This window comes from Oscillospiraceae bacterium, from assembly GCA_015068525.1.
GTDB lineage: Bacteria > Bacillota > Clostridia > UMGS1840 > HGM11507 > SIG450.
Genome location: SVKJ01000031.1, coordinates 1 through 12,566 on the forward strand (window position 1 = coordinate 1; position 12,566 = coordinate 12,566).

A 12,566-nucleotide genomic window follows, 5' to 3' on the forward strand; every position below is an offset into this window, starting at 1 on the left:
TCTTCAAGTTTTGATTACGAAAGAGGGTTTGCGAAAAACTCGCAAACCCTCTCTGTTGCTGACCAAATCGACATTATATCTCTTTGGTTCTGCTTTTTTGGAGGCGCCACCCAGATTTGAACTGGGGATCAGGGTGTTGCAGACCCATGCCTTACCACTTGGCTATAGCGCCATTTTGACAACAAAAGACGCATATTGCGTCTTTCGTTGTATTTCTGGAGCGGAAGACGAGATTCGAACTCGCGACGTTCACCTTGGCAAGGTGACGCTCTACCACTGAGCCACTCCCGCAATTGGTGCCTCCGGGCGGAATCGAACCACCGACACGGGGATTTTCAGTCCCCTGCTCTACCGACTGAGCTACAGAGGCAAACAAGCCTTTTTAGTTAAAAAAAATGACCGACTATTCAGCCATTATAAAAAAAAATTGGCGACCCGGAAGGGACTCGAACCCTCGACCTCTAGCGTGACAGGCTAGCGTTCTAACCAGCTGAACTACCGGGCCAAAAATAGATGGTGGGCGCAATAGGGATCGAACCTATGACCTCCTGCTTGTAAGGCAGATGCTCTCCCAGCTGAGCTATGCGCCCATCTAATGCCGTTTTTCAAACAACAAGAATATTATATCATATTGTTCAGCCAATGTCAACACATTTTTTTAATTTTTTTAAAAAAATTAATTGCACATTTTCAAAGGCAAGTAATATTATACATATATTTTATTCACTTGTCAATACTTTTATGATTTTTTTATCAAAAAAGTTTGGAACAAACAATTCCAAACTTTTTTGATATTAATATTCAAGCTGCTTCATTGGTGTTTTCCTGATTTTCAGTATTATTTTCTTCCTCGTCCGGTTCAGGAACAGTCTCTTCGGAAGTATTATTCTCTTCATCCGAAGGAGGCTCAACAACTTCTACTTTATGATTGTTAGGGTCACATTGTTTCTGAGGAGCAGAACTATACGGCATTTTAGATACAGTTCCTGTTGAATTGCCCGCTTCGTCAACACAGGTAGAAACGCATATATCACCTGATACGCTGCACACTTTAACCTCAATTTCATTTGATGCGCCAGGGAATGCTTTATATTTAAGTCCACTGTGAACTTCCAACATAACTTTTTTCCATGCATTAAGTGCAGGATTATTGGTAAGATAGCCCATATCTTTCGGATTGTCAAATCCATACCATACTGCACCGACATAATACGGGGTAATACCTACAAACCATCTATCCTTATTATCATCAGTCGTTCCTGTCTTACCACCGACCTGAACATTCGGAAGATTAGCGGCAACACCTGTTCCTCCTGATTTAGTAACGGAATGAAGCAACTGGCACATAATTTGTGCAGTCTGCTTACTCATTGCATAAGTTTTTGAAATTTTCTTTTCTAAAATAATCTTACCGTTACTGTCAACCACTTTTGTGTAAGTGTGAGGTGATATATAAACTCCATTATTAACAAATGCGCAGTAAGCGGCAGTCATTTCATAAGTTGTAATACCATCGGTAAGTCCGCCCAATGCCAAAGCAGGAAGATTTTTATCCGATACCACTTTGCCGTTTCTTGTTTCCTGAGATACAAGTGTTGAAATTCCAAGTTTATTCTTTAAAAAGTTATAAGATTTATCTACACCTAATTTTTCAAGTATTTGTATCGGAACAGTGTTTGCAGATATCTGAACTGCGTATTGAACTGTCATTGGTCCTTTAAAACCCGAATAATAGTTTACAGGACTCCAGTCGCCATACTTAACTGCTTTATCCTCATAAATTGTCATCGGAGAAATAAGCCCTTCTTCAACAGCAGGAGCATAAACAGAGAGAGGTTTTATAGATGAACCCGGTTGCCTTTTTGACATTGTAGCACGGTTTAAAACAAAGTCGCCGCCTTTTTTACCTACACCACCGGCAATCCCCTTAACTTCTCCTGTATATGGATCCATAATAACCATTGAAGACTGCGCCCCTTTAGAACCAAAGTTTGCTTCGTTATTGTAAACGGCGTCCATCTTTCTTTGGATATCAGGATCTATCGTTGAATAAATTTTAATACCGCCTGTATGAATATACTGGATTGCGGCATCATATTCATATCCTTTATATTTAACAAGGTCATTTGCAACGTCAATTATTACCTGATCAACAAAATATGAATTAAAATTTGTGCCATCATTCATATTATGCTTAGAAAATACCATCTTCTCGGCTTTTGCATCTTCATATTCGTCTTCAGTTATAAATTCAAGTTCAAACATTTTTTTAAGAACAAGCTCCTGCTTTTTCTTATTGTTTTCAGGATTTAAAAATGGGTCATATCTTGTAGGATACTGAGTTATTCCGACAATTGCGGCAGATTCGGCAATAGTTAACTCGTCCACTTTTTTATCAAAGTAAACCTGTGCTGCAGCGCCGACACCGTTACACCCTTGCGAAAGGTACATTGTGTTAAGATAAAGTTCAAGTATCTGGTCTTTGGACATTTTTCTCTCAAGCCTGAAAGAATTCCATATTTCCTTAATTTTTCTTGAAACCTTCCTGTCCTTCTGACCCGTAAGATTTTTTACAAGTTGCTGTGTGATAGTACTTCCGCCATAAGCAGAATCCTTATCAATAATGTAGTGCACAACTGCACCAAAAGTTCTTTTCAAGTCAATACCGTTATGTTGATAAAATCTTTCGTCTTCTATAGCGACAGCGGCATCTTTAAGATGTTCGGGCATTTTTGTAATAGGTACCCAAAGCCTGTTTTCACTTGAATACACACTATCAAGATTTTCATAATTTCCCGTTTCGTTATTTTTATAATAAATCTGACCACTGTAGTTCATTATATATTTATCAACATCCATATCTTCCATAGATGCCGATGCAATAACCATAACAACGTATATAGCAAATAAAGCCATTAAAACTAAAAAGGCTGTAAAACAAATCTTAAGAATATTAGAAAACAGTTTATTATTACTTTTCTTTTTCTTTTTTGACGGCATTACTACACACCTCCATCTACAATTATAACATAAAAAAATAAAAAATAAAGACATATTTTAAAAGTTTGCATAATTTCGTTATCTTTTGTCAAAAATATGGTTGGTGATAAATATGTATAATATGTATTCTTACAGAAAGAAAAGACCTGTAGGTCTGATTATTACAATTATAATATGCAGTATTATTATACTCATAACGGGATTTTTAATATATATAAATCTTACCACTCCCCTTCCTTCCAAAGAAAAAGAGGTTATAGCTGAAACTGAGAGTGAAATCGTTATAAACAAGCCTCAGACAAATGATATTAAATACACTAAAAACACAGAATTTACGCTGACTGAAACATTTTTGTGCGGTCACAACATAGTAAAGAGCGAAACTATACCTCAGAATTTTATCGGGAAAACAATAGAAGAAATAAAAAACGAAAATCCCGAATATATAATAACATCTTATAATGATTTTTCAATTTCTGCAATGAAGGTATATGATAAACATTGTGATAACCATTATATTATTAAACTTCAAGGGAATAAACTGATATCATACAGTAAAAATTCTCCCGACATAACCATCAAAGAAATTAAAATAAATTTAAGGGAATATCCAAATGAAGATATAGAAATATTAAAAAACGGAATTGAAGTCGGCTCTAAAGAAGAGATGCTTGAATTCTTTGAAGATTTTGCATAATTTCATAAAACAGGGTTGCAAAAGCCAAAGACTTTTGCAACCCTGTTACATTTTATATTTTATAAACAGTTTTTCCCTCTACAATTGTCATAAGGATATTGATATCTTCATCAAATACAACAAGGTCAGCATCTTTTGAAAGAGCAATACTTCCCTTTTTGTTATCAATTTTAATAAATCTTGCAGGAACAATCGTCATCATCTTAACTGCATCACACAAAGGAACATCTGCTTCTTTATGCATAGTTCTTACCAGTCGGTCAGTAGTACATACACTTCCTGCGAATGCAGACCTGTCCATAAGTTTTGCAACTCCGCCTTCGATAATAACTTTCTGCCCGTCTTTAAGGCTTCCCAAGATACTTTCTTCTCCGTCAGGCATACCTGCACCTCTCATAGAGTCAGTTACAAGGGCAATCCTGTCTGCACCTTTTGATTTATATACTAGTTTAAGTAATTCTTTAGGCAAATGATGGCCATCTGCAATAATTTCAACATTCATACCATCAATAACATAACCACTCTCAATCACGCCAAGTTTACGATATCCGTCTTCCCTTACGATAGTTGACATTCCACTATAAAAATGAGTTATAAGGTTAAAGCCATTTTCATATGCTAAAATAACATCTTCGTATTTCGCATTGGAGTGAGCAATTGATGCTAAAATACCCTGTTCTTTTAAGAATGCACCAAACTCGGCAGATCCCGGAAGTTCGGGTGCAGCGCTCCATCTTACAATATTGCCGTGTGATTTTCTTGTGATTTCTTCATAGTCTTCTTTAACAGGACATTTTAAATATCTGGGGTCCTGAGCACCTGCCTGAAGAGGACTGAAATATGGTCCCTCCAAATGCAAACCTAAAAGTTTCGCACCATCAAACTCCATATCTTTAACTTTGTTAAACACTTCAAATGTATTTATCAGTTCTTCGTTTGTACTTGTTAAAGTAGTGGGTAAAATTGCTGTTGTGCCATGCTGTGCGTGAGTAGTTGCTGCAGTGATATAAGCATCAACCGTTCCGTCCATAAAATCACATCCACCACCGCCGTGACAGTGGATATCAATAAAACCCGGAGCAATATACTTACCTTTTACATCAGTCATTTCCCCATCAAAAGACGACACATCAATATTGCTTCCAACCTCAATTATTTTACCATCTGAGAAAACAACATATCCGTTCTCAATAATTCTTTCGGGTGTTATAAGTTTTCCGTTATAAAGACACTTTTTACTCATTATATTTACCTCTTACATTACCTCACTAATCTGAACTTCCCTGTCTTCATCAAGTGATTTTTGTATTGCATTAAGAATATATACAGGTTTTACCAAATCATCAAATGATAATGGCATTTTATTTGTTTTTAACATTTCAACAAATTTAGCAAAACCAAGTTTATAAATAAACGAAATATCAACTTCCTGAGAACAAACTTTCTTGTCGCCATATACTGTTACATAATATGAAGAGCAAAGATTGTTAAAGGCAAGTGTAACCATTTTATCTTCATAAGAAGCAATTACCATAGAATTTTTAGGAGCAATCGTTTTTGCAGTAACACTCTTTACATCATAACCGAAAACAGAAAGCATCATTTCAATCAAGTGTGAACCATAGAAGAAAATTCCGCCGTATTCACTCTCTAAATCGCCGGGGAAGTTTATGCATCCTCCTGATACATTGCCTATTCTTCCTGATTCTACTTTATCTTTCAATGTTAAAATTTCATAGTTATATTTAAGTGTTGAACCACCTGTAATAAGTGTATTATTCTTTTCAACCGCTTTTCTTAAAAGTTCAATATCTTCTATCGATTCACAAACAGGTTTATCAATCCACACAGGGTAGCCTGCTTCAATAAACGGCAAAATATGGGGAACATGAAGAGAACCTCTCCTGTAAACAACCATTACGGCATCAACTTTACCCATAAATTCTTCAGGATTATTTGCAATAAAAGGAATTTCTCCTTTTTCTGCAACTTCCTTAGTATGATTCGGATCATCATCATTACCGTAAATAGCAACTATTCTTACATCATCTCCATAAACTTTTTCAACATTACAAAGTCTTGCAAAATGCTGAGCATGAGAGTTATCTGAGCCTAAAATACCAATTTTAAACATTATGTATCAACCTTTCATTTGTTTATTATAAAATTACTTCTTTCTTTTCATCTGATGATTTATAAATTCCAAGAATAATTTCCACGCTTTTTCTTGCCTCTTCGCCTGTAATCATAGGATCTCTGCCCTCTAAAAGTGCCAGAGCCATATCTTCAACAAGATATGTATGACCATAATTAGTAGTAGAATACTGACAGTTAAGTCCACCCAAAGAGCCTGTTACCTCAGGCATTTTTATATCAGGGTTTTTAAGTTTCCAATAGTAAAATCCGGAATCACCAAAGGAAATACTTCCTTCGCTTCCGTGAACCGAGAAAATAGTATCAAGTCCAGGGTAAGCAGTTGTAGCACATTGAATAACACCAATTGCACCATTATTAAATCTTACTTTAGCAATAGCAGTATCTTCTACCTCTATATCCCATACTTTAGTTTCACATGTAGCATCAACCGAATAAATTCCGCCCATCATCCAGGCAATCATATCAACTCCGTGAACTCCCTGATTCATAAGAGCGCCGCCACCGTCATATTTCCATGTAGCACGCCAGTCGCCGCTGTCATAATATGCCTGGTCGCGATAATATTTAAGTGATGCATCTGCCATAGTTATTTTCCCAAGATAGCCCTTTTCTATTGCTTCTTTGGTTTTGATTGCGGCATCATAAGTTCTTCTTTGGAATATACAACCTAACTTAACACCATTATCTTTACAGCAATCTATAAGTTTATCCATTCTTTCCTTTGTAACTTCAAGGGGTTTTTCACAAAGTACATTTACTTTATGATTTGCAACTATAGATGCACAGTCAAGATGCATTCCGCTCGGTGTTAAAATGCAGCAAACGTCAATTTCTTCATTTTCAAGCATAGTTTCAATATCAGTATACCATTTTGAAAGTCCGTTTTCTAAAGCTGCCTTTTTGGCTTTTTCTTCCACAACATCACATACTGCTACAAGTTCAGCATGCGGAGCGTGTTTAATTGCATCTGAATGATTAACAAATATTCTTCCGCAACCTATGGCTGCAAATCTCACTTTTTTATCCATATTGAGTCCCATCCCTTTTATATCTTTCTAAAAAAAATTATACTAAAGTAAAATTTTATTGTCAAGGAAACTGCAAAAATATAATACTTTATAAATATTTTTATTTACAACTTGATAATAAATGCAATATGGATTATAATATATGAAGAGGTGATTTTACTTGAAAAAATTACTAATTGTGGACGGAAACAGTATTGCCAATCGTGCATTTTACGGGATAAGACCTTTAAGTACAAAAGAAGGGATTCCCACAAATGCTATTTTTGGTTTTTTAAATATTGTTCTTAAAGTGATAGATGACAAAAAGCCTGATTTTATCACCGTTGCTTTTGATGTATCTAAAAAAACATTCAGAAACGATATGTATGATTTATATAAAGCAAACAGGAAAGGTATGCCCGATGACCTTGCAACTCAACTTCCGATTTTAAAAGAAGTTCTTGATGTGCTTAATATTTCGCATATCGGACTCGAAGGATATGAAGCAGACGATTTAATAGGAACTGTTTCCAAAAAATGCGAAACAGAAAATATAAAATGTGAGATTTTAACAGGGGACCGTGACGATTTGCAGTTATGCTCAAAAGATACAACTGTTTTACTTGTTACAACTCAGGGTGGGAAAACACAGACAGTACCTTATAATGATGCAGGTGTGTTATACAAATACGAGGTTACCCCTAAAGAATTTATCGACTTAAAAGGTCTTATGGGGGACAGTTCGGATAATATCCCCGGTGTAAAAGGTGTTGGAGAAAAAACAGCGATTTCACTTATCAAAGAATTTAAATCTATAGAAAACTTATATAAAAACATTGACTCGGACAAAATCAAAAAATCAGTAAGAGAAAAATTAATCGAGAACAAAGAAATGGCATTTCTTTCAAAAGAACTTGCAACAATAAAATGCGATGTTCCTTTATCTTTTGATTTTAATGCTTTTAAAGTGTTGCCTCCAAAAGATGAAGCAGTTTTATTATTTGAAAAATTAGAACTTAATTCTTTTATTAAAAGACTTTCTCTTAACTCGGAAAAAGAAGATGTTACACCTGAAATAAAAATTTCAAACAATATTTCAGACTTTGACTTTGCTACACATATTTTTTATCTTATTGAAAACGAAAAAATATATATATACTGCGAAAAAGGTATTATAGAGTTAAATATTAAAGACTCCAAAGAAAAACTTAAAGAAATCTTTGAAAACAAAGAAATTTCAAAGGTTACTTATGGTGCAAAGGAACATATAATTTATTTTAACACATTAGGTATAAACTTAAGCGGTAAGATTTTTGATATAAAAATTGCAAAATATGTTCTGGATCCATCATTTGGAGAGTTCAGATTACCCTCAATTATATATTCATCAATTGGAAAATCCTGTGATACTTTGCACGAGTGTGCTTTTGTGCTCCCCGATGTTTTTGAGAAATTAAGCATTGAACTTGAGAGCACTAATTTATCCAAACTTTACTATGACATTGAACTTCCTGTTATGAAAATACTTGCAAGTATGCAACTTCACGGAATAAAAATTGATGTTCCTTCTCTTAATGAACTAAGTATGAAATTTGAAGATGAACTATCCATTTTAACAAGTGAAATTTATAAACTGGCAGGAGAAGAATTCAATATAAATTCAACCAAGCAATTAAGCGTTATTCTCTTTGAAAAATTAGGGCTTAAACCCTCCAAAAAAACGAAAACAGGTTATAGTACCGATAACTCAGTTTTAGAAGGATTAAAAGGAGAACACGAAATTATCGACCTTCTTATCAACTACAGAACTTACACAAAGTTAAAATCAACTTATATTGACAGTTTGCTTTCCTTATGTGATGAAAATAATATTCTCCATTCTAAATTTCATCAGACAGTTACACAAACAGGAAGGCTCTCTTCAAGCGAACCTAACCTTCAGAACATTCCTGTAAAAATTGAACTTGGCAGACAAATAAGAAAACTTTTCACACCTGTAAATAGTGATAATGTGTTCGTTTCTGCAGATTATTCTCAGGTAGAACTTCGGGTACTTGCTCAGATATGCGGAGATGAAAATCTTATAAACGCATTTAAAAATAATGAGGACATTCATACTCAGGCGGCATCAAAAATATATCAGGTTGATATAAAGGACGTTACCCCCAAAATGCGTTCGGACGCAAAGATGGTTAATTTTGGTCTGTTATACGGAAAGACTGAATTTACACTTGCCAAAGATTTAGGAATTTCAAGAAAAGAAGCAAAGGACATTATTGATACTTATTTTACAAAATATCCTAAAATCAAAAAATATATGTTTGATATAGTTGAGTTTGCAAAAGAAAACGGATATGTTAAAACACTTCTTGGAAGAATTCGTTATATAAAAGAATTATCCGACAGAAACTATATGACACGTCTTGCAGGTGAAAGAATGGCACTTAATACCCCTATTCAGGGTACTGCTGCAGACATAATGAAAATTGCAATGATTAAAACTCAAAAGGCTCTTCAGGAAAATAAACTAAATGCCAAAATAGTACTGCAAATCCATGACGAACTTGTTATTGAAACAAGCAAGGAAGACCTTAAAAAAGTTAAAGAAATACTGATAAGTTCAATGGAAAATGCTGTTAAAATAAACGTACCTTTAACAGTTTCCTGTGCTTCGGGAGAAAATTTATACGAACTTAAATAAGAGGTGCTTTTATGAAACCATACATTTTTTTTAAAACATCGGCAAAAATAAATCTTGGAAGAAATTTTCTAAAATGTATTATTGCATTTTTATTTGTTTCGCTTTTGCCAAGCCTTATTTTACTTTTACCAAGCAGTCTAAATCTATCAAAAATTCATACGCTCATACTTCTTATTTTATCTACATTTATTCTTATTCCCTGCTTCAAAATAGGGGCAATAGGTTTTATGATAGATTCAATGGAAAAAAAGGAAACATCTTTGGGAAATATGTTTGACGGGTTTTTATATATATTTAAACTTATCCCTTTAATACTTTCAAAGATTATTTCATATATCCCTCTGATGCTTGTTATATTTTTAGCATATAAACTTATAAGCAAAGAAGCAATGGATATACTAAGGGAATATGCACTTGACCCTGCAAAGAATATTGATATACTTGTAAAAATACCGCAAAGCGACTTTTATACAATGTTTTTTACTGAACTTGGTGTAGTTGTTTCAATTATTTTATCAATCATAATAAATGCTTATGTGTCGCTTACAAATTACATACTATACAGCGAAAAACTTTCAGGAATCAAGGCAGTTATAAAAAGTATTAAATTGATGAAAGGGCATATACTATATTATATCGGTTTTAACTTAAGTTTCTTTATCTGGTATATTGTTTCAGCCTTTACGCAAGGTTTTTCGGATACAATATTTATTCCCTACAAGGAAGCATCATTTATAATGTTCTATAAATTTTTAAACGGCGAATTTCCCGATAAAACTATCGCACAGACGGATTATGATATTAAGGAGGAAGAATAATGAAAAAGAAATTTTTTACAACTACTTTAATTGCAGGTACTGCTGCGGCCTTAGGTGCTTTTGCCTACAAAATGGCAAAAGATAATATGAAATTTTCCTGTGACAGATGGGATATTGATATTAAAAAAAGATATAGAATGGCAGACAGTTTAATAAGAAGTGAGGCACTTTTTGGTAAAGACAAAAAAGAAGTACTTTCAATTCTTGGAATAAACGGGCTTAAAAGTAATGCAGGTGATACTATGGAATATTACTTAAATGAAGACACTGAAAATCCAAAACTTCTTATAATTGAATTTGACGAAGATGAAAAGGTAAAGAATGTAACAGCATGTGTGTAAAACAATTGCCGAAAAGGGAGATAATTCCCTTTTCGGCAATTTTTAATAATCTATTTTATCAATAAAAACATTTAAATTTTGTCCTTTAAGTTTTTCAAAAACAATATTTTCTATTTCTTTATCAGGAAATGGGTTTTCGTAAATCCATTCGTAATACGTATTTTTACCGCACTTATTTGCTACTGTCATACATGACGTTTCATAAAGTTCAGGTGTAAAATCTTCTATGTCAATATTGATGTTTGATATATTTTTTCCATAAATGACTTTTTCTTTATAGGAAGTTCCATCTTTATATTTTATAACATAATCCCCGATGTGATATTCTTCTTCGTCTATAAAGTCGCCATCGACAAAAGAACGATAAGGAATGTAAAAGTCAGTTGTATGGTTAACAATAATATATTTCTTGTCGGAAGAAATTTTAAGTATATTGCTTATATAGTAATTGTTAAGTTCTTTAAGTATTTTTTTGATTATGCTTTCTTTATCTTCGCAATCATAATTTTCATTCCAACATATATATGAATTAAATATAAGGGCTTGAATAATGCCGTTTCTTAACATATTAACAAAATCTCCTCTGCCCCAGTTGGAAGCAAAAATTCCTTTTATGTTTTTTTTGCTTTGAATTTTCCTCTCGTTATAATTGTAACCTCTGAAATTAAGAAGCCATACGTCTCTGTCAGAAAAAATGCTGTCAAAATCAAATAACCAATACCAATTCATTACAGTTATATCACGTGGGAGATTTTTATATGATTTATAAAGTTCAGGAACATATCTCAGATCGTCTTTTTCATATCCTTGAAGTCCTCCGCAAAGTTTCCCTTTATCATCAATATATGGTGTTCCGTCCTCTTTAGTTAACGGACAGAATTTGTCGCCATACATTAATGTCTTTGTTCCTTTTTTTCGGATATAATTATTAAGTATTTTTATATCATCAATAAAAATATCCTCAGGATTTTTATTTTTACATTTTTCACAAACTCCAATCGTAACAACTTCATCATGTCCTATTGAAATGTATTTCGGATTACCAAAAACATCTGCAATCTCATCTATTATATCATATACAATCTCATACGTTTTGGGGTTTGAAGGACAATATGTATCAGGGTCAGCGTCTTCTACACGTTCATTTAGTTCAGGATATGCTCTTACTATGTAATCAGAATGGGAAAGTGAAGGAATTTCGGGAATAACTTCAATTCCGCGTTCGCTACAATATTTTACTAAATCTTTTATTTCCTCCTGAGTAAGATATGAGCCTCCTCCATTCTCGGGATGAATTGCGTTTTTTGACCATGGATATGTATAATGCTGAATTTTATCTGCTATACCTGAGTTTTTAAGAAGTATATTGCAATATTTTTCCCATTCCTCGTTTATTTTTGGATGTCTTTTATATTCCATTGCCCCGCCAACTTCCAAAATAATTGCGTTATACTTATAACCTACTAAAATGTCATCAACCATTTTTTTGAAATCGTTTATAAATTTCCTGCCCGGAATGAAAAAATGCAGCCCCCTTTTTTCCACATCAGGTTTATCAAATATAAAAGATTCTACTAAATTATCATCCCTGATAAGATGTTTTAAAGTAGTCAAAGCATATATAATCCCGCTTTGAGTTTCTGCGTAAATATTAGTATTTTCTCCTATTTCAATACAGTATGCTTGGGAATTTTCTATATACTCTTTTCCTGAAATATCTTTTATTTTACATTTAACATTATCAGGAATACCTGTATTTATATTTATAAATTTACATTTTTCCCCTTTTTTGCTTTTACTGCATACATCCTTTACATATTCACATATAAATGGATTATCAACCTT

The 12,566-nt window shown here is 33.5% G+C and carries 9 protein-coding genes and 5 tRNA genes; 4 read left to right on the forward strand and 10 right to left on the reverse strand.

What is annotated here, in order from left to right:
• Positions 1-98: 98 nt before the first annotated feature.
• From E7419_07550 to E7419_07575, 6 genes are all read right to left on the reverse strand, one after another.
• Positions 99-172, reverse strand: a tRNA-Cys gene (locus tag E7419_07550).
• Between the two features lie 44 nt (positions 173-216).
• Positions 217-291, reverse strand: a tRNA-Gly gene (locus E7419_07555).
• 3 nt (positions 292-294) lie between these two features.
• Positions 295-370, reverse strand: a tRNA-Phe gene (locus tag E7419_07560).
• Between the two features lie 58 nt (positions 371-428).
• Positions 429-505, reverse strand: a tRNA-Asp gene (locus E7419_07565).
• A gap of 9 nt (positions 506-514) precedes the next feature.
• Positions 515-590: transfer RNA gene (locus E7419_07570), tRNA-Val, on the reverse strand.
• Between the two features lie 211 nt (positions 591-801).
• Positions 802-3,054: a PBP1A family penicillin-binding protein gene (locus E7419_07575; protein ID MBE7015040.1), complete on the reverse strand. Its 2,253-nt coding sequence runs from the start codon at positions 3,052-3,054 to the stop codon at positions 802-804.
• Positions 3,055-3,112: 58 nt separating this feature from the next.
• Here E7419_07575 and E7419_07580 point away from each other — a divergent pair, with 58 nt between their 5' ends.
• On the forward strand, positions 3,113-3,697 hold the full coding sequence (locus tag E7419_07580; protein MBE7015041.1) for a hypothetical protein: 585 nt from the start codon (positions 3,113-3,115) through the stop codon (positions 3,695-3,697).
• 52 nt (positions 3,698-3,749) lie between these two features.
• On the opposite strand, the gene nagA is transcribed toward E7419_07580, so the two are convergent.
• Genes nagA through E7419_07595 form a run of 3 tightly spaced genes read right to left on the reverse strand, consistent with a single transcriptional unit; the run spans position 3,750 to position 6,894 of the window.
• Positions 3,750-4,940 carry an N-acetylglucosamine-6-phosphate deacetylase gene (gene nagA, locus E7419_07585; protein MBE7015042.1) on the reverse strand — a complete coding sequence of 397 codons (1,191 nt, stop codon included), beginning with the start codon at positions 4,938-4,940 and terminating at the stop codon, positions 3,750-3,752.
• 12 nt (positions 4,941-4,952) lie between these two features.
• Complete coding sequence (locus E7419_07590; GenBank protein MBE7015043.1) at positions 4,953-5,831, reverse strand: Gfo/Idh/MocA family oxidoreductase; 879 nt, start codon at positions 5,829-5,831, stop codon at positions 4,953-4,955.
• 25 nt (positions 5,832-5,856) lie between these two features.
• Positions 5,857-6,894, reverse strand: coding sequence for a Gfo/Idh/MocA family oxidoreductase (locus E7419_07595; protein MBE7015044.1), 1,038 nt, complete (start codon positions 6,892-6,894; stop codon positions 5,857-5,859).
• A gap of 148 nt (positions 6,895-7,042) precedes the next feature.
• On the opposite strand from E7419_07595, the gene polA reads away from it, so the two are divergent.
• Genes polA through E7419_07610 form a run of 3 tightly spaced genes read left to right on the forward strand, consistent with a single transcriptional unit; the run spans position 7,043 to position 10,721 of the window.
• Positions 7,043-9,562: a DNA polymerase I gene (gene polA, locus E7419_07600; protein ID MBE7015045.1), complete on the forward strand. Its 2,520-nt coding sequence runs from the start codon at positions 7,043-7,045 to the stop codon at positions 9,560-9,562.
• Positions 9,563-9,573: 11 nt separating this feature from the next.
• The gene (locus E7419_07605) at positions 9,574-10,380 is read left to right on the forward strand and encodes a DUF975 family protein (GenBank protein ID MBE7015046.1); all 807 of its coding nucleotides are present in this window, start codon (positions 9,574-9,576) and stop codon (positions 10,378-10,380) included.
• Positions 10,380-10,721, forward strand: coding sequence for a hypothetical protein (locus E7419_07610; GenBank protein ID MBE7015047.1), 342 nt, complete (start codon positions 10,380-10,382; stop codon positions 10,719-10,721). Before E7419_07605 ends, E7419_07610 begins: the two co-directional genes overlap by 1 nt.
• 42 nt (positions 10,722-10,763) lie before the next feature.
• On the opposite strand, the gene E7419_07615 is transcribed toward E7419_07610, so the two are convergent.
• The coding region (locus E7419_07615) for a hypothetical protein (protein ID MBE7015048.1) at positions 10,764-12,566 on the reverse strand (1,803 nt) is incomplete at its 5' end.

Excerpts from the sequence above, each read along its gene's own strand:
- E7419_07595 (MBE7015044.1), bottom strand. The coding sequence starts at position 6,894 with ATGGGACTCAATATGGATAAAAAAGTGAGATTTGCAGCCATAGGTTGC.
- E7419_07605 (MBE7015046.1), top strand. The coding sequence starts at position 9,574 with ATGAAACCATACATTTTTTTTAAAACATCGGCAAAAATAAATCTTGGA.
- E7419_07610 (MBE7015047.1), top strand. The coding sequence starts at position 10,380 with ATGAAAAAGAAATTTTTTACAACTACTTTAATTGCAGGTACTGCTGCG.
- E7419_07575 (MBE7015040.1), bottom strand. The coding sequence starts at position 3,054 with ATGTCTTTATTTTTTATTTTTTTATGTTATAATTGTAGATGGAGGTGT.
- nagA (MBE7015042.1), bottom strand. The coding sequence starts at position 4,940 with ATGAGTAAAAAGTGTCTTTATAACGGAAAACTTATAACACCCGAAAGA.
- E7419_07580 (MBE7015041.1), top strand. The coding sequence starts at position 3,113 with ATGTATAATATGTATTCTTACAGAAAGAAAAGACCTGTAGGTCTGATT.
- E7419_07590 (MBE7015043.1), bottom strand. The coding sequence starts at position 5,831 with ATGTTTAAAATTGGTATTTTAGGCTCAGATAACTCTCATGCTCAGCAT.